General features: G+C 70.4%; 21 protein-coding genes. 15 read left to right on the forward strand and 6 right to left on the reverse strand.

All coding sequences use genetic code 11. The annotated features are described in order from the left end of the window. On the reverse strand, window positions 1-322 hold a 322-nt coding region (locus ABF401_RS20420), incomplete at its 3' end, for a RecB family exonuclease (RefSeq protein ID WP_353511430.1). Between the two features lie 72 nt (window positions 323-394). On the opposite strand from ABF401_RS20420, the gene ABF401_RS20425 reads away from it, so the two are divergent. The 4 genes from ABF401_RS20425 to arc all read left to right on the forward strand — a co-directional run bounded on the left by ABF401_RS20425 (window position 395) and on the right by arc (window position 5,197). Then, the gene (locus ABF401_RS20425) at window positions 395-1,555 is read left to right on the forward strand and encodes a site-2 protease family protein (protein WP_353511431.1); all 1,161 of its coding nucleotides are present in this window, start codon (window positions 395-397) and stop codon (window positions 1,553-1,555) included. 176 nt (window positions 1,556-1,731) lie between these two features. Beyond that, window positions 1,732-2,157: a single-stranded DNA-binding protein gene (locus tag ABF401_RS20430; RefSeq protein WP_353511432.1), complete on the forward strand. Its 426-nt coding sequence runs from the start codon at window positions 1,732-1,734 to the stop codon at window positions 2,155-2,157. Window positions 2,158-2,168: 11 nt separating this feature from the next. Continuing rightward, entirely contained in the window at window positions 2,169-3,281 is a 1,113-nt protein-coding gene (locus tag ABF401_RS20435; RefSeq protein WP_353511433.1) for a tRNA (adenine-N1)-methyltransferase, read from the forward strand. Between the two features lie 71 nt (window positions 3,282-3,352). Next, window positions 3,353-5,197 carry a proteasome ATPase gene (arc, locus tag ABF401_RS20440; RefSeq protein WP_353511434.1) on the forward strand — a complete coding sequence of 615 codons (1,845 nt, stop codon included), beginning with the start codon at window positions 3,353-3,355 and terminating at the stop codon, window positions 5,195-5,197. A 72-nt stretch (window positions 5,198-5,269) separates the two neighbouring features. On the opposite strand, the gene ABF401_RS20445 is transcribed toward arc, so the two are convergent. Continuing rightward, window positions 5,270-5,686, reverse strand: coding sequence for a DUF3054 domain-containing protein (locus ABF401_RS20445; protein ID WP_353511435.1), 417 nt, complete (start codon window positions 5,684-5,686; stop codon window positions 5,270-5,272). Then, complete coding sequence (locus tag ABF401_RS20450; protein WP_353511436.1) at window positions 5,683-6,672, reverse strand: ribose-phosphate diphosphokinase; 990 nt, start codon at window positions 6,670-6,672, stop codon at window positions 5,683-5,685. Before ABF401_RS20450 ends, ABF401_RS20445 begins: the two co-directional genes overlap by 4 nt. 88 nt (window positions 6,673-6,760) lie before the next feature. Between ABF401_RS20450 and dop the strand changes: the two genes are divergently transcribed. The 4 genes from dop (at window position 6,761) to prcA (ending at window position 10,310) form a co-directional block, all read left to right on the forward strand. Next, on the forward strand, window positions 6,761-8,281 hold the full coding sequence (gene dop, locus ABF401_RS20455) for a depupylase/deamidase Dop (RefSeq protein ID WP_353511437.1): 1,521 nt from the start codon (window positions 6,761-6,763) through the stop codon (window positions 8,279-8,281). 126 nt (window positions 8,282-8,407) lie between these two features. Further along, window positions 8,408-8,614, forward strand: a complete 207-nt coding sequence (locus ABF401_RS20460) for a ubiquitin-like protein Pup (RefSeq protein ID WP_353511438.1) — start codon at window positions 8,408-8,410, stop codon at window positions 8,612-8,614. Next, the gene (prcB, locus tag ABF401_RS20465; protein ID WP_353511439.1) at window positions 8,611-9,444 is read left to right on the forward strand and encodes a proteasome subunit beta; all 834 of its coding nucleotides are present in this window, start codon (window positions 8,611-8,613) and stop codon (window positions 9,442-9,444) included. The genes ABF401_RS20460 and prcB overlap by 4 nt, the downstream gene beginning before the upstream one ends. Continuing rightward, window positions 9,441-10,310, forward strand: coding sequence for a proteasome subunit alpha (gene prcA / locus ABF401_RS20470; RefSeq protein ID WP_353511440.1), 870 nt, complete (start codon window positions 9,441-9,443; stop codon window positions 10,308-10,310). The genes prcB and prcA overlap by 4 nt, the downstream gene beginning before the upstream one ends. Before the next feature lie 75 nt (window positions 10,311-10,385). Here prcA and ABF401_RS20475 read toward each other — a convergent pair whose 3' ends face one another. Both ABF401_RS20475 and ABF401_RS20480 read right to left on the reverse strand, forming a co-directional pair. Next, on the reverse strand, window positions 10,386-11,522 hold the full coding sequence (locus ABF401_RS20475; RefSeq protein ID WP_353511441.1) for a hypothetical protein: 1,137 nt from the start codon (window positions 11,520-11,522) through the stop codon (window positions 10,386-10,388). A gap of 94 nt (window positions 11,523-11,616) precedes the next feature. Further along, window positions 11,617-12,642: an NAD-dependent epimerase/dehydratase family protein gene (locus tag ABF401_RS20480; protein ID WP_353511442.1), complete on the reverse strand. Its 1,026-nt coding sequence runs from the start codon at window positions 12,640-12,642 to the stop codon at window positions 11,617-11,619. A gap of 81 nt (window positions 12,643-12,723) precedes the next feature. Between ABF401_RS20480 and pafA the strand changes: the two genes are divergently transcribed. The 3 genes from pafA to ABF401_RS20495 all read left to right on the forward strand — a co-directional run bounded on the left by pafA (window position 12,724) and on the right by ABF401_RS20495 (window position 15,743). Continuing rightward, the gene (gene pafA, locus ABF401_RS20485; protein ID WP_353511443.1) at window positions 12,724-14,115 is read left to right on the forward strand and encodes a Pup--protein ligase; all 1,392 of its coding nucleotides are present in this window, start codon (window positions 12,724-12,726) and stop codon (window positions 14,113-14,115) included. 119 nt (window positions 14,116-14,234) lie between these two features. Continuing rightward, on the forward strand, window positions 14,235-15,266 hold the full coding sequence (locus tag ABF401_RS20490; protein ID WP_353511444.1) for an FKBP-type peptidyl-prolyl cis-trans isomerase: 1,032 nt from the start codon (window positions 14,235-14,237) through the stop codon (window positions 15,264-15,266). A gap of 90 nt (window positions 15,267-15,356) precedes the next feature. Further along, window positions 15,357-15,743: an FKBP-type peptidyl-prolyl cis-trans isomerase gene (locus tag ABF401_RS20495; RefSeq protein ID WP_353511445.1), complete on the forward strand. Its 387-nt coding sequence runs from the start codon at window positions 15,357-15,359 to the stop codon at window positions 15,741-15,743. Between the two features lie 25 nt (window positions 15,744-15,768). Here ABF401_RS20495 and ABF401_RS20500 read toward each other — a convergent pair whose 3' ends face one another. After that, window positions 15,769-16,863, reverse strand: coding sequence for a DUF3866 family protein (locus ABF401_RS20500; RefSeq protein ID WP_353511446.1), 1,095 nt, complete (start codon window positions 16,861-16,863; stop codon window positions 15,769-15,771). Between the two features lie 133 nt (window positions 16,864-16,996). Between ABF401_RS20500 and ABF401_RS20505 the strand changes: the two genes are divergently transcribed. From ABF401_RS20505 to tatC, 4 genes are all read left to right on the forward strand, one after another. Continuing rightward, a complete protein-coding gene (locus ABF401_RS20505; protein ID WP_353511447.1) occupies window positions 16,997-18,010 on the forward strand; it encodes a helix-turn-helix transcriptional regulator in 1,014 nt (337 codons plus the stop codon). After that, on the forward strand, window positions 18,003-19,031 hold the full coding sequence (locus ABF401_RS20510) for a helix-turn-helix transcriptional regulator (protein WP_353511448.1): 1,029 nt from the start codon (window positions 18,003-18,005) through the stop codon (window positions 19,029-19,031). The genes ABF401_RS20505 and ABF401_RS20510 overlap by 8 nt, the downstream gene beginning before the upstream one ends. Window positions 19,032-19,182: 151 nt before the next feature. Continuing rightward, window positions 19,183-19,518, forward strand: coding sequence for a Sec-independent protein translocase subunit TatA (tatA, locus tag ABF401_RS20515; RefSeq protein ID WP_353511449.1), 336 nt, complete (start codon window positions 19,183-19,185; stop codon window positions 19,516-19,518). 100 nt (window positions 19,519-19,618) lie between these two features. Beyond that, on the forward strand, window positions 19,619-20,392 hold the full coding sequence (gene tatC / locus ABF401_RS20520; protein ID WP_353511450.1) for a twin-arginine translocase subunit TatC: 774 nt from the start codon (window positions 19,619-19,621) through the stop codon (window positions 20,390-20,392). Window positions 20,393-20,399 lie beyond the last annotated feature (7 nt).

A 20,399-nucleotide genomic window follows, 5' to 3' on the forward strand; every position in this document is an offset into this window, starting at 1 on the left:
GGCCGAACCAGGTCTGGAGCAAGGCCCCGGCGCCCGAGAACCATTCGTCGGTCCGGCCGTCGTGCTCGGCAAGCAACGAGAGCATCTCCGGCTCCTCGGTCGCGATCCGCTCCCACTCGCGCGGGACCAGCGCAACCGCGGCGTCGAGTGTGCGCTCCGAGGTCGGCAGGTCGAAGAGCCGCTCGAGCACCGCGTGCACGAGCGTCCCACGGGCCGTCGCGGCGGTCGGGGGCGAGGGGAGCTTGTCGATGACGCGAAAGCGGTAGAGCATCGGGCACGTCATGAAGTCCGAGGCTCGGCTCGGCGACAAGGCGGGGAGCATGAGGCGACTGTATGACTCCCCTCGGACAGTGCCGCCCCGGACGCCCCCGGATGCGCACATAGGCTTCACCTCATGACCTCACCTGCGCCGGACGAGTCCCGACGCCACGGCTGGCGCATCGGCAGCATCGCCGGTACGCCGGTCTACATCGCCCGGTCCTGGCCGGTCATCGCCGTCATCATCATCGCCGTGTTCGGGCCGGCGCTGGGGCGAGCGGACCGGAGCCCGTCGTACGGCTACGTCGTGGCGGGCGGCTATGCGGTGCTGCTGCTCGTCTCGGTGCTCGTCCACGAGGCCGCACACGCCCTCGCCGCTCGGGCCCGAGGGCATGCCGTGGGACGCATCGTCGCCGACGTCTGGGGCGGCCACACCGTCTATGACGCGACCCGTTCGACGCCGGGAACCACCGCCCTCGTCGCCGTCGTCGGCCCGCTGTCCAACCTCGTCCTCGCTGCCGTGGCCTGGCTCGTCGAGGCGGGTGTCACCAACGAGACGGCCTCGACGCTGCTCGTCATCGTGGCGCGCGCCAACTTTCTCGTCGGCCTCTTCAACCTCCTCCCGGGCCTGCCTCTAGACGGTGGCCAGATCGTCAGTGCCCTCGTCTGGCGCCTGACCGGACGCAAGGGGTCCGGGCTCGTCGCGGCCGGCTGGCTCGGCCGGGTCATGGCGGCCGGCACGGTCCTGTGGTTCGTCGGGCGTCCCCTGCTCGAGGGCCAGAGCATCACGATGTTCGGAGTCGTCTGGCCGGTGGCCATCGCGTTCTTCCTCTGGCAGGGAGCCACCCAGGCGATCCGGGCCGGCGCGATCATCGACGCGACGGCCGGGCCGGTGGGCGACGTGCTCGAGCCGGTGCTGCTGCTCCCGACGACGGCGACGCTGGGCGAGGCGGCCGCGTTGGCGGGGCCGGCCGACACCACCTCGGCGTGGTTGGTCGCGACGGACGAGGGAGGGTGGCCGTTCGGACTCCTCGACCCCGCCGCGGCAGCCGAGGTTCCCGCCGGGGCGCGGGCCACGACACCCCTCGGCGCGGTCGTCACCTCCCAACCGGCTGAGTGGGTGGTGGCGCTGGGGACGGACGCCGTGCTGACGGACCTCGTCCGGGAGATGAGCGAACGCAACCTGCCCGTCATCGTCGTCGTCGATGCCACGACGCGACGAGTCGCCGGCCTCGCCACGGCGGAGCGGGTCAACGAGGTCGTCGGCGCCGCCCTCGCACGCCGACGCCGGAGCTGAGCTGCGTCGCGAGCTGGGCTGCGTCGCGAGCGCGACGGCTGAGGGCCTTGTCCCCAACCCCCCGCGCACAGGTCCGGTCGTCCACAGGCACGGCGGCGATCCGGCCGGCTCACCGTCTGGTGTCGGAGGCTGCTGGCGAGGTCCCGTGCACGACGGGTCACGAAGGGAGCCGGGTCATGTCACGAGGTGCATCGACCACACCACCGCGAGCCAGCCCGACGATCGATGAGGGGGCAGCCGGGGACGTGCGCAACGAGGTCCGTCTCTGCGGACGGTTGAGCGCTCCGGCAGAAGAGCGGACGCTGCCGAGCGGGGACGTCATCGTGACGCTGCGCGTCATCATCCCGCGGGCGCGCCCGGCCCGGAGAGCGGGCTCGGTCGAGGGAGAGCCACGGTCGGGACAGGTCGACACCATCGACGTGGTGTGCTGCAGCGCGGCCACGCGCCGTGCCGCGCTGCGACTCGACGCCGGGGCCACCATCGAGATCGAGGGGTCGCTGCGACGCCGCTTCTTCGCGACACCGGGTGGGCGCCAGAGCCGCTACGAGGTGGAGGCCCAGACGGTGCGCCGACCGGGCAGGAGGCGGGCTGCCGGCACCTAGACTGTGCTCCCATGACCCACGCCGCCCGGCCTACGCAGGAGCCCCAGCGCACCACCGCGCACCACCGGCGCGGCGTCTTCGAGGTGGGCGAGCGCGTGCAGCTGACCGACCCGAAGGGGCGTCTGCACACGATCACCCTCGAGCCGGGGCGTGAGTTCCACACCCACCGCGGCTACCTGCGCCACGACGACCTCATCGGCGCGCCGGACGGCTCCGTCGTCACGAACACGGCCGGCGTCGAGTACCTCGCCCTGCGGCCGCTGCTCAGCGACTACGTCATGTCCATGCCCCGCGGCGCCGCGGTCGTCTACCCCAAGGACGCCGGCCAGATCGTCCAGATGGCGGACATCTTCCCGGGGGCCACCGTCGTCGAGGCCGGTGTGGGCTCCGGCGCCCTGTCGATGTCGCTCCTGCGTGCCGTGGGCGAGCACGGCCAGCTGCTCTCCTTCGAGAGGCGGGAGGACTTCGCCGAGATCGCGCGGGGCAACGGCCGGGCGTTCTTCGGGGGCGACCACCCCGCGTGGACCATCACCGTCGGCGACCTGGTGGAGGCGCTGCCGCGGACCGTCGAGCCTGCCTCGGTCGACCGCGTGGTCCTCGACATGCTCGCACCGTGGGAGTGCCTCGACGTGGTCGCCGAGGTCCTCATCCCCGGGGGCGTGCTCATCTGCTACGTGGCGACGACGACGCAGCTGAGCCGGATCGCTGAGGGGATGCGCGCGCACGGCGGGTTCACCGAGCCCAACGCCTGGGAGTCGCTGGTGCGGGGCTGGCACCTCGAGGGCCTCGCCGTGCGGCCCCAGCACCGCATGCACGGGCACACCGGCTTCCTCGTCACCGCCCGCCGCCTCGCCCCGGGTGTCGTCCCGCCCGAGCGCAAGCGGCGGCCGGCCAAGGGTGCCTACGGACCGAACGAGGGTACGGGAGAGACGTCATCCGACGGCTTCGACGAGTCCGGCGGCCCTGTCGAAGCCATCCCACCAACGCAGGTGCCTGGGTCGACGCCCTCGACCGAGATTCCCGCGGAGGCCTGGACGCCCGAGGCGCTGGGGGAGCGGGTGAAGAGCGACAAGAGGATCCGGCGGCTGCGCCGTTCGGTGACAGAAAGGTCCGACGACTTGTGACCCGTCGGGGTTAGGGTCGAATTGTCACGGCCCCTTCGTGGGGTCGTGCTGACACCCGAGGAGGGCCCGCGATGACCGACGAGAGCAGGAACGAGGAGGCCCGCGCGCGCGGGCTCGGAGATCTCGGATCGGCTGCGGAGACGAGCCCGCGATCCGAGCCGATCAGCCCCATGGGCGGCGCACGCGCCGCGTCGGCCGCAGGCGGTCCCGGGCAGGTGGACCGTGAGCTCGAGGCGCTGAGGGCCGAGGTGCGGGCGCTGCGCGAGTCGTCGAGGACCACCCCCCAGCAGACCCGCGAGCTGGAGGCGCGCCTGAGCCACCTGCAGACCTCGCTCCAGTCCCTCTCGACGCAGAACGAGCGCCTCGTCCGCACGCTCAAGGAGGCCCGGGAACAGATCGTCAACCTCAAGAAGGAGGTCGATCGGCTCGCGCAGCCGCCGAGCACCTACGGACTCGTTCTCGACGAGCCCCAGGAGGGCTCGGTCGACATCCTCACCGGGGGCCGCAAGATGCGGGTCGCCGTGAGCCCGTCGGTGGATTCGGCCGAGCTGGCCCTGGGGCGCGAGGTCATGCTCAACGAGGCGCTCAACGTGGTCTCCGTGCACGGCTACGAGCGGGTGGGTGAGGTCGTCACCGTCAAGGAGAAGCTGGGCGAGGACCGCGTCGTCGTCGTGACGCACGGGGACGAGGAGCGCGTCTGTCGCATTGCCACACCCCTGCTGGGCGAGCGGATCCGTGTCGGGGACTCCCTCGCGCTCGACCCGCGGTCCAACTTCGTCCATGAGCTCATCCCCAAGCTCGAGGTCGAGGAGCTCGTACTCGAGGAGGTCCCCGACGTCGGCTACGAGGACATCGGCGGGCTCGCGGGCCAGATCGAGCAGATCCGCGACGCCGTCGAGCTGCCGTTCCTGCACCCCGAGCTCTTCCGGGAGCATGCGCTCAAGCCACCCAAGGGCGTGCTGCTCTACGGGCCTCCCGGCTGCGGGAAGACGCTCATCGCGAAGGCGGTGGCCGCATCGCTGGCCAAGCAGGTGGCCGAGCGATCCGGCCGTGAGACGGGGAAGGGCTACTTCCTCAACATCAAGGGTCCGGAGCTGCTCAACAAGTACGTCGGCGAGACCGAGCGGCACATCCGCCTGATCTTCCAGCGAGCGCGGGAGAAGGCGTCGGAGGGCAACCCCGTGGTCGTCTTCTTCGACGAGATGGACTCCCTCTTCCGCACCCGCGGGTCCGGCATCTCGAGCGATGTCGAGACGACGATCGTCCCCCAGCTGCTGGCCGAGATCGACGGGGTCGAGCGCCTCGAGAACGTCATCGTCATCGGCGCCTCCAACCGCGAGGACATGATCGACCCGGCGATCCTGCGACCGGGCCGCCTCGACGCGAAGATCAAGATCGAGCGCCCCGATGCCGAGAGCGCCCGCGACATCTTCAGCAAGTACCTCACGGCATCGCTCCCGCTGCACCAGCACGACCTTGCCATCCACGGCGGGGACCGCGAGGCGACCGTGGAGGCGATGACGACGGCAGCCGTGGAGCGGATGTACTCGGAGATGGAGGAGAACCGCTTCCTCGAGGTGACCTACCAGGGCGGCGACAAGGAGATCCTCTACTTCAAGGACTTCAACTCCGGCGCGATGATCCAGAACATCGTCGACCGGGCCAAGAAGCTGGCGATCAAGGACTTCCTCACGACGGGGCAGAAGGGCATCCGCGTCGAGCACATCCTCGCCAGCTGCGTCGACGAGTTCAAGGAGAACGAGGACCTGCCCAACACGACCAACCCGGACGACTGGGCTCGCATCAGCGGCAAGAAGGGCGAGCGGATCGTCTACATCCGCACGCTCATCAAGGGCAAGGACGGCACCGAGCCGGGCCGGTCGATCGCCACGGCCAACACCGGACAGTACCTGTGAGCGGGCGTCGTGGACTGCCTTGGCGCTCAAGGCAGTCCACGATGTGAAGCCAGCTCGGCGGCATACCGGAAATCACGTCGTATGCCGCTGAGCTCGCTCTCCGGGTCGCGCTGAGCGGGTGCCCGCCCGGCTCGCGAGTGCGCGCCACCCGATGAGCAGCACCGCGAGCACGGTCGCGGCCACGGCGAGGAAGGGCCACGCGAAGCTGCGGAGCACGACCGCGCGCAGCAGCATCCCGACGAGCACGGTCGAGAACCAGACGGTGATGCCCGGGCCGACCTCGAGCGGCCAGGCGCCCCGTCGGGCACGCACCACGAGCCACCCGATCGCCGTGCCGGCGAGGAAGGGGGTCGCGGTCGCGAGGACGCCCGCGAGGGTGAGGCTCTCGTCGTGCGAGGACCTGCCGATGGCCGCGAAGGCCACGACGAGGACCACGTCGGTGAGGAAGGCCACGGCAGGGTTGCGCCAGCTGGTGACTCGACGCGTCATGCCATCGTCTCGAAGGGCAACCTGGCCTGTGGGGGAGCATAGGTGGGGTCCACGCCCTCGAAGAGCGAGGACACGGAACGGCCATGGTGGATCCGGTCGATCGCCTCGGCGAACAGCTCCGACACGGAGCGGACCCGCAGCTCCGGCCAGCCTGACGGTGCCGGCACGGTGTCCGTGGTCACCACCTCCGTGACGAAGGGATGCCCACGGAGGCGCTCGACTGCCCGGCCCGCGAAGAGCCCGTGCGTGCACACGATGGTGGCCTCCGTCGCCCCCGCGTCGCGGAGGCGGTCCATCAGCTCGACCATCGAGCCCCCGGTCGCGATCTCGTCGTCGAGGATGATGACCCGGCGCCCGGCCACGTCGCCGACGATGGAGTCGACGACGACCTGGTCATCGGAGATGCGCCGCTTCGAGCCCGCCGCCACGGGTAGTCCGAGGAGCCGCGCGAACTGTGTCGCGACCTTGGCGTTGCCCAGGTCCGGACTGACCACGATGCAGTTCGTGAGGTTGGACCCACGGAGGTGGTCGGCGAGGACCCCGATGGCCGTCAGGTGGTCGACCGGCATGGAGAAGAAGCCGTGGACCTGCGGGGCGTGCAGCGCCATCGTCAGGACCCGATGCGCTCCGGCCGTGCCGATCATGTCGGCGACCAGACGCCCCCCTAGGGAGATCCGGGAGGCGTCCTTCTTGTCGGAGCGGGCGTAGGCGTAGTGCGGCATCACGGCCGTGATCTGCGCCGCCGACGCTCCACGGGCCGCGTCGATCATGAGGAGCAGCTCCATCAGGTGCTCCTGGGTCGGCGGCACGAGGGGCTGGACGATGTAGACATCGCGCAGCCGGCAGTTCTCGAGCAGCTGCGCCTGGAGGCAGTCGTTGGCGAAGCGCTTGATGTCGACGGGGGATCGGGTGACACCCAGATGCGCGCAGATCCGGTCGGCGAGCGCTGGGTGAGCGGAGCCGCTGAAGACGACCACATCTTTCACGGGTGATCCCCTCTCGAGGTTCGCGTCACTGTTGACGATAGTCGACCTCGTCGCTCACGTCCTGCCCCATGTGGCTAGGGTCTCGACCATGACGGTTCGGCGGATCATGGGTCTCGAGACGGAGTTCGGCATCTCCGTGCCCGGCGACCCGCTGGCCAACCCCATGTTCCTGTCCGGTCAGGTCGTCAGCGTCTACGCCGCGGCGCACGGCGTGCGCTCGAACCAGTCGAGCTGGGACTACGCGTTCGAGGACCCCCTCCAGGACGCCCGCGGGTGGCACGTGGACCGGGACACCGCCGACCCCAGCCAGCTGACCGACATCGAGGATCCCACGCTGGCCAACGTCGTCCTGCCCAACGGCGCCCGCTACTACGTCGACCACGCGCACCCCGAGTACAGCTCGCCCGAGGTCACCGTGCCCCGTGCAGCCATCCGCTGGGACCGCGCCGGGGACGCCATCGCGCTCGAGTCGGTGCGCCTGCTCGCCTCGCGTCCGGGGCAGGCCCCGGTCAACCTCTACAAGAACAACACGGACGGCAAGGGCCAGTCCTACGGGACGCACGAGAACTACCTCATGCCGCGCCGCACGCCGTTCCCCGACATCGTCCGGCACCTCATCCCGTTCTTCGTGACCCGGCAGGTCGTGGTCGGCGCCGGGCGGGTCGGGATCGGGGTGGACTCGCGCGGAGCCGGCTACCAGATCTCTCAGCGGGCGGACTTCTTCGAGACGGAGGTCGGGCTCGAGACGACCCTGAAGCGCCCCATCATCAACACCCGCGACGAGCCGCACGCCGTGGCGGACCGCTATCGGCGGCTGCACGTCATCATCGGCGACGCGAACCAGCTCGACGTCGCGAACCTGCTCAAGGTCGGGACCACCTCGCTCGTCCTCGGCATGATCGAGGACGGGCACCTGCGTGAGGACTGGTCGATCCGCCGACCGGTGGCCGCGCTGCAGGCCATCTCCCACGACCCCACCCTCCGCACCGTTGTCGAGCTCCAGGACGGTCGCACGATGACCGCACTCGACGTCCAGTGGCTCTATCTCGAGGCGGCCCGCGCCTGGCTCGACGGACGTGGCGACGACCCGGTGCCCGAGGCGACCGAGGAGGTCATGCGCTACTGGGAGGACGTGCTGACCCGGCTCGGCCGGGACGTCATGGCCGCGAGCGGCCTCGTCGACTGGGTCGCCAAGCTGCAGCTCCTCGAGGGGTACCGGTCCCGCGACGGGCTGGGCTGGGAAGACCACCGGCTGGCGGCGATCGACATCCAATGGGCCGATGTACGCCCCGAGAAGGGCTTGGTCCATCGGCTCCGGGATCGCGGGCGGCTGGTCGAGCTGACGACGTCCGACGAGATCCGCACTGCGCAGTCGGCGCCACCGGAGGACACGAGGGCCTGGTTCCGCGGCACCTGCGTCAGCCGCTTCACGCCGCAGGTGTTCTCGGCGAGCTGGGACTCGGTCGTCTTCGATGTGCCCGGGCGACCGAACCTCCAGCGCGTCCCCATCCTCGAGCCCGAGCGGGGCACGAGGGAGCAGGTTGGATCGCTGTTGGACCAGAGCTCCGACGTCGAGTCACTCCTGCGTGCCCTGGCCTCTCCCGACTGACCCGGGAGCGCGGCTGGTCCGGCCCGTCGCCACGGGGAGAGAGGGCCGCAGCGTGGAACCTCGACGCAGCGAACGGCGTGACGGGTTAGGGTCGAGGTACACGTGATTCGCGTTTTGGAGGTAGTCATGGCCGGCCAGGAGCACACCCGACCGCAGCGCAGGGACGAGGAGCCGCCGGAGGCCCCCGACACCCCACCACCGACCCCGTCCGGAGCCGCCGTCAAGGAGAACCTGGACGAGGACATCGACAGCGTCCTGGAGGAGATCGACGGAGTCCTCGAGTCGAACGCCGAGGAGTTCGTGCGTGGGTTCGTCCAGAAGGGCGGCCAGTGACCGGCGGACCCAGCTCGCGTGCGCCCAGACTCGACGACGCGTTCCTCGCGAGCGGGTCGTCGTCGTTCACGGAGTTCGTGGCCGGGTACCGACCGGAGCTGCTGCCTTCCGGACGCCCGCTCCCCGTGGGGGCCAGCATCGAGGCGCCGCACGGCACGACGATCGTGTCCCTCCTGCACCGGGACGGCGTCATCATGGCGGGCGACCGCCGCGCGACCATGGGCAACTTCATCGCGAACCGCGACATGGAGAAGGTCTTCGCGGCTGACGGCTACAGCGTCGTCGGCATCGCCGGGACCGCCGGGATCGCCGTGGAGCTGATCCGGCTCTACCAGGTCGAGCTCGAGCACTACGAGAAGATCGAGGGCGCCATCATGTCCCTCGAGGGCAAGGCGAACCGGCTCGCTTCCATGATCCGGGGCAACCTCGCCCTGGCGATGCAGGGCCTCACCGTCGTGCCGACCTACGCCGGGTACGACCTGGACGACGGTGCCGGTCGCATCTACTCGTACGACGTGACCGGCGGGTGCTACCTCGAGGGCGGCCACCACTCCAGCGGGTCTGGCTCGGTCTTCGCCCGGGGCGCGCTGAAGAAGCTGTGGCGGCCCGGCCTGGGTGAGGAGACCGCCGTCGCTGTCGCGCTCGAGGCGCTCTACGACGCGGCCGACGACGACTCGGCCACCGGCGGTCCCGACCTCGGCCGACAGATCTGGCCGACCGTGGCGGTCGTCGACCGGTCGGGGACCCGCTTCGTGCCGGCGGACGTCCTCGAGCGCCAGGTGGCCGCCATCGTCGAGTCCCGCCGCGGCAACCCCGGAGGTGCCCGATGACCATGCCGTTCTACGTCCCGCCCGAGCAGGTGATGAAGGACCGCGCGGATTTCGCCCGCAAGGGCATCGCGCGCGGTCGGTCCGTCGTCGTGCTGGACTACGACAAGGGCATCGCCTTCGTCGCCGAGAATCCGTCCCGGGCGTTGCACAAGGTCTCCGAGATCTATGACCGGATCGCGTTCGCGGCCGTCGGGCGCTACAACGAGTTCGAGTCCCTGCGCGTCGCCGGGATCCGCTACGCCGACCTGCGCGGCTACTCCTACGACCGCACGGACGTGACGGCGCGCGCGTTGGCCAACACCTACGCCCAGACGCTGGGGGCGGTCTTCACCCAGGAGTCCAAGCCGTTCGAGATCGAGATCGTTGTCGCCGAGGTCGGCGAGACTCCCGATGAGGACCAGATCTTCCGCCTGACCTACGACGGCTCAGTCGCCGACGAGCGCGGCTTCGTCGCGATGGGCGGGGCGAGCGAGCAGGTCGAGGCCGCCCTTTCCGAGCGCTGGCGACCCGGACTCAGCCTCGGCGAGGCCCTGCGCCTCGCGGTCGAGGTGCTGGCCATGGCTCCCGAGGGAGGCGAGCCCCGTGAGCTGGGCCCGGACCAGCTCGAGGTCGCCGTCCTTGACCGGGAGCGCCCCCGTCGCACCTTCCGCCGCGTGCTCGGAGGCCTGCTCGCCCGTCTGCTCAGCACGGAGGACCCGATCGCGGACGCGCCGGTGGACGAAGCCCACCCCGGGCACCCCGAGGTGCTCAGCGGCGAGCCGAACAACCGCGCTGCCGGCCCGGTGGACGCCCAGGAGGGACCGGGAGACGCCGGTCCGCCTCAGGACGGCCAGGGTCGCGACGACGGGCCGACACAGCGGACCTGACCAGCACTCGACCGGAATGACGATGCCGTCCGACCCCAGGGCCGGACGGCATCGTCAGCGCTGCACCGAGAACCGTCAGTTGGTCCGCACGGGCTCCTTCGAGGACGTGCCCTCGACGCTGCGGTCTTCGTGGTTGGTCGGAATCGCCTGCATCACGATGGTGGTGTCGGACGGGGCGGGGTCGACCGCGGCGCCGCCCTGCTGTGAGGCAGGCTGCTCCGCTGCCGCTGCCTGGGGTGACTCGTGCTGCGGCTCGGCCGGCCGGGTGGGCTGCTCGGCGGCCGGCTGCGGCTGGGCGCCGAGTGCGTCCGCCGCACCGCCACCCAGGGTGGCGAGCATCTGACGGACGTTGGCCAGCTGAGAGGTGATGGCATCGCGCTGGGCAGTGGAGGCGGCGAGCTCGCGCTCGGACTCCTCGCGCACCCGCGCTGCGTGGTCGCGCGCCTCGGCGACGATGAGGTCGGCCTGGGACTGGGCGCCGTTGAGGATCGCCTGGGCCCGGCCACGCAGCTCGACCGCGTCCTTCTCCGACCGCTCGCGCAGCTCCCGAGCCCGGCGGTCGGCCTCGGCCAGCGTGGCCTCGACGGCCGCACGACGCGTCTCGAACTCCTTGTCGGCCTGCTCACGCCGGGTGGCCAGCGTCGTCTCGAGCTCCGCCGTCGCAGCGCCGGCCTTGGCCCGGTGGGCCTCGTACTCGGCCTGGGACTCCTGCCGCTGCGCCGAGGCGACACTCTGTGCCTCGGCGATGATCGCTTGTCCCTCTCGGTTCGCCTGGGCGATGACGCGCTGCGCCTCCTCGTCGGCCCGGACCTTCGCCTGCTCCGCGTAGGCGCTCGTGGTCGCCTTGAGCTCGGCGGCCGCGTTGTTTGCCCGCTCACGGATGTGCTCGGCCTCCACGGCGGCGCGGTTGCGCATCTCGGCGGCCTCTGCGTCGGCGAGGGTGAGGATCTGGCCGACGCGCTCGCCGAGCTCGGTGTAGGTCTGCGCCTGCGAGGGTGCCGACTTCTTGAGGTCGGCCATCGCACGGGTCTGCTGTCCGAGCTGGCCGCGCAGGTCGGCGAGCTGGGCATTGAGCTTGGTCAGCTCGACGCTGCGCTCGGAGGCGTCCTTCTTCGCGGCCTGGAGGGTCCGGTTCTGCGATTCAAGGAACGCATCCACCTCCTCGGGCTCGTAACCGCGGCGGGAGAACTTGAAGTTGGGTCTGTCGATCATGGCCATCCAAGGGAGAGATGTGGAGGATTGCGTCGGAAGGGGGGCGGGCCCCATTGTTACAGGCCCCACCAAATCGAGACAGGCCTGTCCAGCCTCAATCGGGTATCGAAAGCCCCTGCGCTGCCAGCGACTCGATCATCGCGAGCTCGTCCACGCGGTCCAACCCGGCTCTCGACCGCTTGCGAGCGGTCCCGAGGGTCTGTTCCCACGCGAGTGAGTCTGCCACGGTGTCCTCGAGAGGACGGGGCGCGAGCCCGGCGGCAGCCGCTGATGCCCCGCTGCGGTCCATGAACGCCTGCCAGTCCGGGTCGCGCAGCCACAGGGGCAGTGAACGCGGGCCCATGAACTCCTGGACGTCGAGACGCGCAAGCGTGTCGCCATCCGCCCGGGCGACCTCGCCGGCGAAGCCCGCCACCCGAGCCGCCGTGTCGAGGACGTGCTCGAAGGTCACGGCCGGACCGACGGCGTTGTGCACCCCTGTCGTCCCCGACAGCCCCGCGGACACCAGCCACGCGGCCAGATCCACGACGTCGACCCACTGGATCCTCTGGTCAGGGCAGTCCGGCACGAGCACGGCGTGGCCGTCCTGCCTCGCCTGCGCGAACCGCCCCGGCCAGTAGCCGAATCGCTCGGACGGGTCCCCGCCACCGACGATGAGTCCGCTCCGTGCGACGAGTGCGCGCCCGCCACGCCCCTTGAGCACGGCCTGCTCACAGGCCACCTTGCCCTCGCCGTACTGCTCTGGCGTCGCCTCGTCTGAGTCCAGCGCGGGAAGGAGCGCGGCGGACTCGTCCGCCCCCGGCTCGTCGTGCCTGGCGTAGACCGAGCACGAGCTGACGAAGGCCCAGTGCGCGGAGCGCTCGGCCAGGGCCGCGACCGCGCTGCGCACCTGACCGGGCTGGCGAGCGACGTCGACCACGAGGTCCCACGAGTCCCGGGCGGGCAGCGCCTCGTAGGCCCCCGGGTGAGTGCGGTCCGCGCTCACGAGCCGGGCTCCCTCGGGCGCCTGCCCCGACTCGCCCCGCGCGAGACACGTCACCTCGTGCCCGAGCGCAAGGGCACGGGCAGCGACTGCACCGCCGAGCCAGCTGGTTCCGCCGAGAACGAGGATGGAGGCCATGGGGCCCAGCAGAGCACGGCCACCGGGCCCCCGTCACGCTCCTACGCCCGCGGCATAGCGACGGGTGCTTAGAGTTGATCCATGGAGCGGCGGATCTTCGGGATCGAGAACGAGTACGGCGTGACCTGCACGACGCAGGGCCAGCGCCGGCTCACTCCCGACGAGGTCGCGCGCTACCTGTTCCGGCGGGTCGTCGCCTGGGGGCGGTCGAGCAACGTCTTCCTCGGCAACGGCGCGCGTCTCTACCTCGATGTCGGGTCCCACCCCGAGTACGCCACCGCTGAGTGCGACTCGGTCCGCGAGCTCGTCATCCAGGACAAGGCGGGGGAGCGGATCCTCGAGGGGCTCGTCGAGGACGCACAGGCCCGCCTGCGTGACGACGGCGTCGACGGCGAGATCTTCGTCTTCAAGAACAACACCGACTCGGCCGGCAACTCCTACGGGTGCCACGAGAACTACCTCTACGGCCGCACGAGCGACTTCCAACGGGTGTCGGACATGTTCATCCCGTTCCTCATCAGTCGCCAGATCACCAGTGGCGCAGGCAAGGTCGTCGCCACCGCGCACGGCGCCAGCTATGCGGTCAGCCAGCGCGCCGACCACATCTGGGAAGGTGTGTCGTCCGCCACGACGCGTTCCCGCCCGATCATCAACACCAGGGACGAGCCGCACGCGGACGCCGAGCGGTACCGCCGCCTCCACGTCATCGTGGGCGACTCGAACATGTCCGAGACCACGAGCCTGCTCAAGGTCGGGTCCGCGGACCTCGTGCTGCGCCTCATCGAGCAGGGCGTCGTGATGCGGGACCTGGCGTTGGAGAACCCGATCCGGGCCATCCGCACCATGAGCCACGACCCGACGGGCCGGGCGACAGTGCGTCTCGCCAATGGACGTGAGCTCTCCGCTCTGGACATGCAGCGCGAGTACTTCGAGAAGGCGTCCGACTTCGTGGACCGCGAGGGAATGCCCTCGCCCGACACCAAGCAGGTCATCGACCTGTGGGGGCGGACCCTCGACGCCATCGGCTCCGGCGACCTCGACGCGATCGGCACGGAGATCGACTGGGTCATCAAGCTGCGGCTGATCGAGCGGTACCGCGCGCGGCACGGGCTCGGTCTCTCGGACCCCAGGATCCTGCAGCTCGACCTGGCCTACCACGACATCAACCGGGCCCGCGGCCTGTTCTACCTGCTCCAGAAGCGTGGCCACGCGGCCCGTGTCGCCTCGGACATCGAGGTCTTCCGGGCCAAGGTCCGTCCGCCCCAGACGACCAGGGCGAAGCTCCGGGGCGACTTCATCCGGGCGGCACAGGCGCACGGCCGCGACTTCACCGTTGACTGGGTGCACCTCAAGCTCAACGACCAGGCCCAGCGCACCGTGCTCTGCAAGGACCCGTTCCGGGCCGTCGACGAGCGGGTCGAGCGCCTCATGGACACGATCTCCCGGTCTCCGTCTGTGCCTCGCTCACTCTGACCCGTCGGGGGCCGGCGCCCCTTCGGGGACGGCCGTCACAAGATCTGGGGTTACAGTGGCCGGGCCCGCCCTCCGGCGGGCGACCTGTGTCCCCCTCTCCACGACCCGGAAGCGTTCCTGTGCGAATTCGATCAGTCGCGACGGCCGCCGTCGCCGTCCTCGGCCTGTCCGTCCTGTCTGCCTGTGGTCAGGCAGGGCCCAGCGGACCCGCGCCCACGGGCACGAGTGCCAGCGGAGGATCCACGGCGACGTCGGCCCCTGCACCCGCGCCGGCCGACGACGTCAAGGCGCTGGCCAGCCTCACTGCTTCCGGTCCGGTCGACCTGAAGACCGCGCCCAAGGTCGACCTCGGCTCGCTGCCGATCTCGACGGCCTCGGTCCAGCGCAAGGTCCTGGTCCCCGGCACCGGTCCTGCAGCGACGAAGGAGCACACGGTCCGGATCAAGACCCAGATCTACAACGGCACGTCGGGCAAGCTGCTCGATGACGGTTATGCGAAGGGTCGTGGCGAGGAGGGCTACCGGCTCGGTCGCACCGACGTCATCGCCGGCTTCACCGAGGGCCTCATCGGCGCCAAGCAGGGCGGACGAGTCGCCTTCACCATCCCGCCCGCGAAGGGCTTCGGCGACAGCGGCAACGCGCAGCTCGGTGTCGCACCGACCGACACCATCGTCGTCATCGCGGATGTGGCCGAGGTGCATCAGGGACTCAGCTCGCTCGAGGGCGAGGGCAAGCCGAGCCCGGCGGGCTTCCCGACGGTCGAGTTCCCCGAGGGCAACGCCAAGGCGCCGAAGGTGACCATCGCCAAGGGAAACCCCCCGACCGAGACCAAGCAGGCCACCCTCATCGAGGGTGACGGCCCGGTCGTCAAGGCGAACCAGTTCATCGCCGCCCACTACCAGGGCGTCCTGTGGAAGGACGGCAAGGTCTTCGACTCGTCGTGGCAGCGCGGCGCGGCTGCAGACTTCCCGATCGGTGCCGGCGCGGTCATTCCCGGTTGGGACAGCACGCTCGTCGGCAAGAAGGTCGGTAGCCGGGTGCTCCTCGTCATTCCGCCCAAGGACGGCTATGGCGAGCAGGGCAACCCGCAGGGTGGCATCAGCGGCACGGACACGCTCGTCTTCGTCGTGGACATCCTGGACGCGTACTGAGAGACCGCTTCGGCGCCGCCCGCCGCAGCGAACTGCTGCTGCAAGACTGGAGGCCGTGCCGTCCGGCACGCTTCGACGAAGGGAATCCCCATGGCACTCGACCCAGACCGCACCAAGCCGGAGATCGACTTCCCCGAGGGTGACACGCCCGCCGACCTGGTCATCGAGGACCTCATCGAGGGCGACGGTCGTGAGGCCAAGGCCGGTGACACCGTGAGCGCCCACTACGTCGGGGTCGCGCATTCGACGGGCGAGGAGTTCGACTCGTCGTGGAACCGTGGTGCGCCGCTCGACTTCCGGCTCGGTGTCGGCATGGTCATCCCCGGCTGGGACAAGGGCATCCAGGGCATGAAGGTCGGCGGCCGCCGCAAGCTGACCATTCCAGCGCATCTGGCCTATGGCGACCGCGGAGCGGGCTCGGCCATCGCTCCGGGGGAGACGCTCATCTTCGTGGTGGACCTCGACGAGGTGCGCTGACGCAGGCGCCGCCTCACGCACCGACTCAGGAGGCGAGCAGGGCTGCGGCATGGCGACCGGCAACGGCCGACGCCAAGAAGGAGAGGCGGTCGTCGTCGAACCCGCGTCCCATCGTCGACAGCGGCACCGGCGTGGCTCGGAGGGCGTCGTCCAGACCCTTGCATCCCACCTCGACGAGGGTGAGCCGCCCCCCGGTCGAGTCGCACAGGGCCTGTGCCTGGCTGTGGACGTAGCCGGCCAGATCCTCCATGAGATCCGGGACGGGGACGTCGGCGGGCACGAGCGCGACACGCCCGTAGGCGGTCGCGCTGTGGTGCGACAGGCCACGGTGCCTCGGCCGCTGGTCCGCCTCTGAGACCCTCAGCGAGGCGATGGGTCGGCCACCGAGGACGCCGGCCGCGTTCACGGCCTCACCGGCCGAGGTGCCCGAGAAGCCCCATCGCGTTCCGGTGCCGAGATTGCCCGGCCCCTGGGCGACCACTGCGACGTCGGCGTCGACGACGAGGTGCGCGGCCAGCAGCCCGGTGTGCACGTTGACGGCCTCGAGGTCGCCACCGTAGGCCTGGCCCACGGTGATGCAGGCCGCGAGCCACCCGGCCTCCCGTAGCCCGGCCACCGTGCGTGAGAAGTCGGCCGGGAGAGCCCCGCCATCCGTCATGACGTAGGCCACCCGGGCATCCGGAGCCGACTCCCGCACCCCAGCGATGATGGCCGGCAGGGCCGAGTGGAGGTCGGCGACGACGACGGGCATCCCCCCGAGGTCGTCGGCATCACGGAGTCGCTCGTGGTTGGGACTGCCCTGCTCGTCGACCCCGAGCACCATGGTCTGCCCCGGGGTGTAGCGGGCCTTGACGAGATGGCCGTCCAGCTCCCGGACGTTCACTGGCTCGGGCAGGTGGTCCGGAGCCGCAACGATGATGGCGACCCCACCTGTCCCCAGGCCGCGCTCGAGCGCGGTCGTGTTGAGCAGCACGCGCGCACCGGGCGGGAGGTCCCCGACGATGTCGGGGTAGCCCAGCGCACGGACGGCGTCCCCGGAAGCCAGCCGAGCGGCATACTCCACGGCCCCGGCCCATCGCGAACGCACCTCTTCGATGACTGCCGAGCGCCACTGGATCATGGAGGCGACCCTACCGACGACCCCTGTGCCCTGCTCACAAAAGGGACCAGCGAACGCTCACTCGACAGAGCTGGGAGTCGGGTAGCGTCGGACTGCGCCCGCGCGGGGCGAACCGGATCGGAGGAAGGCGGCCATGAGTGCATCATCCGCGTCGGCGGAGAAGACCGAGCGGCTGCTCAACCTGATCCTCGCCCTCAAGTCGACGCGTCGGCCGATCCCCAAGGACCAGCTGCGCAGGTCCCTGCCGGCCTACGCCGAGGCACCCTCCGTCGAGGCGTTCGACCGGATGTTCGAGCGTGACAAGGACGAGCTGCGAGAGATGGGCATCCCCATCACGACCACCGTCGTCGACGTCCTCTTCGACGACGAGGTGGGCTACCGCATCGACCCCAGCGAGGCGTCCCTGCCCGAGATCAGCTTCGAGCCCGACGAGGTGGCGGCCCTGGCGCTGGCAGCGCGCGCGTGGTCCACGGCCAGCATCTCCGGCACGGCCACCGCCGGCCTGCGCAAGCTGCGCCTCGCGGGCGTGGAGATCGACGAGTCCCTGGCAGCGGGCGTCGAGCCGCGGATCCGGACGACCGAGTCCGCCTTCGAACCGGTCCGTGCCGCCCTCTCGGCTCGTCAGCCGATCACCTTCGACTACCGGAAGAACGACGGCTCGGTCAGCACTCGGCATGTCCGGCCGTGGGCTCTGAAGCACTGGCACGGCCGGTGGTACCTCACGGGCCACGACGTCGACCGGGGCGCGGAGCGCGCCTTCCGACTCGGCCGGGTCGTGGGCCCGGTCCGCAAGAAGGGGCGAGCCGGGTCTTACGCGATCCCGGCAGACCACGTGCCCGAGGTGTCCCTCGCCGCACAGGTGCCGGAGCCGCAGGGATCCGCCATCATCCGGGTGCGCCATGGCCGCGGTCACGTCCTGCGCCGGGGGGCGACCAGGACGCAGGACCTCGACCACCGGTGGGCCGAGATCGAGGTGCCCTACGAGCGTGGGCGCACGGAGCGGGACATCGCCGCGCTGGGGAGCCACGCGATCGCCGTCTCGCCTCCCGAGCTCGTCGACGGCGTCCGCGCGGCCCTGCTGCGCACCATCGAGACCCATGCCACCGGCGCCGGGGGAGCACGTCAGGAAGGCCCTGCCGATGAGTGACAAGCGCGTGGCTGACCAACGGGCGTCTGCACCGACCGCCACCCGGGCCCCGGCGCGGTCAGCCGCCGAGACGGCGACACAGCGGCTCGGCCGACTCCTGGACCTCGTTCCCTGGCTGCTGCGCCACCAAGGCGTGAGCATCGACGAGGCCGCCACGGAGTTCGGGGTGGCGCCGGCGCAGATCGAGTCCGACCTCGAGCTGCTCTTCGTGTGCGGCACGCCCGGCTACACGCACGCCGAGCTCATCGATGCCCAGTGGGACGACGGCCACATCTACGTGTCCAACGCCGACGACATCGCCACGCCCATGCGACTCACCCGCGACGAGGCGGTGACGCTCACGGCCGGCCTCCAGGCGCTGGGATCGACGCTCGTCCACTCCGAGGTCGTCGAGCGGACCCTGGAGAAGCTGCGCAAGGCCACGACGGCTGCCGACCCGGGTGGAGGGCAGATCGCCCTCGACCTCGACGACGGCAGCCAGCACTCGGTCATGACCGAGCTCAAAGGGGCTCTCGCGGCCCGACGGCGCGTGCACCTGACGTACTACGTGGCGACGCGGGACGAGACGACCGAGCGGGACGTCGACATCATGCGCATCGTCAACCTCGACGGGCAGTGGTACCTCGAGGGCTGGTGCCATCGGGCCAACGGCGTGCGGTTCTTCCGGGTCGACCGGATCGAGGCCGCGAGCGTGCTCGACGAGGACGGCACGCCGCCTCCGGAGGCAACCCCCCGCGACCTCGACGACGAGCTCTTCGTCCCCAGCGAGAGCGACCTCACCGTGGTCCTCGAGGCCGCCCCGCAGGCGGCCTGGATCGCCGACTACTACCCCAACGAGGGAGTCGTCCGGAACGCCGACGGATCGGTGCGGGTCACCCTCAAGGTGGCCGACCCTGCCCTCGTCCGTCGCCTCGTGCTGCGGCTGGCCGGTGACGTCCGGGTCGCCTCGCCGTCTGGGCTGGCCAGCGCGGTGGCCGACGAGGCGCGAGCCGCGCTCGCCGCCTACGGCGAGACGGGATGACGCGGACGCTGATCTGGCGCGAGGTAGAGTGGAGGACCAGCGGGCGGCCGCAATGTTCACGTCGCCCACGTATGCTGGCCTCTGCAGCATCGATGCTGCCAGCGAACGGCCCCCTGTGAATGCGGGTCCCTGACGTCTGAGGAGACGACACATGGCAGGTCTGGGTGCCCCCGAGCTCATCATCATCGCCATCATCATCATCGCCCTCTTCGGGTGGAAGAGGCTTCCCGACATGGCGCGCAGCCTGGGTCGGTCGGCCCGGGTCTTCAAGTCCGAGGTCGACGAGATGAAGAAGGACGGCAAGTCCCCGAGCGAGGCTTCGCAGTCGACCGTTGCCGGCGACGTCGTCGAGAACGATGCCCAGCGCCGCGTCGCCGATGCGGAGGCCGAGGCCAGAGCTGCGGAAGCTCGGGCCAAGGAGGCCGAGACCCGCGCTGCTCAGGCACGTGCGGAGGCCGACCGGTTCCGCAGCGACCCCTCGCTCTGAGTGTTCCCGCTGACCGCTCCTTTCTGAGACCCCTACCTGCCGACCGAAGCTCCAGCCACCAATGCCGTCGTTGTTGCGCAAACGCAATCCCGAGGGACGGATGTCCCTCGCCGACCACTTCCGCGAGCTCCGCAATCGCGTCGTCGTGGCCGGGCTCGCCATCCTCGCTGGTGCGGTCGTCGGCTGGATCTACTACGACCCGATCATCAACCGGCTCATCCAGCCGCTCAAGGACGTTGCCGCCCAGCGCGGTGACACCGGTCTGGTCAACATCAACTTCGGGACGATGACCGATGCGTTCGCCATCAAGCTCACCGTCGCGCTCTTCGTCGGCCTCATCCTCGCCTCACCTGTCTGGCTCATGCAGATCTGGGGCTTCGTCGTCCCGGGTCTGACCAAGAAGGAGAAGCGGGTCACGCGCCTGTTCGTCGTGGCGGCCGTGCCGCTCTTCGTCGCCGGTTGCGTCGCAGCCCTTCTCATGGTGCCCAAGGCGGTCGCGGTCCTGCTCGACTTCACCCCGGTCGGTGCCTTCAACATCCAGGACGCGTCCCTCTACCTGTCGTTCGTCCTCAAGTTCATCGTCGCCTTCGGGTGCGCCTTCCTGCTTCCGGTGTTCCTCGTCTGCTTCAACATCATCGGCCTTCTCTCGGGACGGGCCATGCTCAAGGCGTGGCGGCCGGCCGTCATGGTGATCTTCGTCTTCGCGGCGATCATGACGCCGACCCCCGACGCGTTCACCATGCTCTTCATGGCCTCGCCGATGATCGTGCTCTACTTCGCGTCCGTCGGCGTCGCCTTCATGTTCGACCGCAAGAAGAAGGAGAACCTGCCCGGCTGGCTGGACCTTCCCGACGACCAGGCGTCGGCCCTGTAGCGTTCGG

The organism is Intrasporangium sp. (assembly GCF_040414665.1).
GTDB lineage: Bacteria > Actinomycetota > Actinomycetes > Actinomycetales > Dermatophilaceae > Intrasporangium.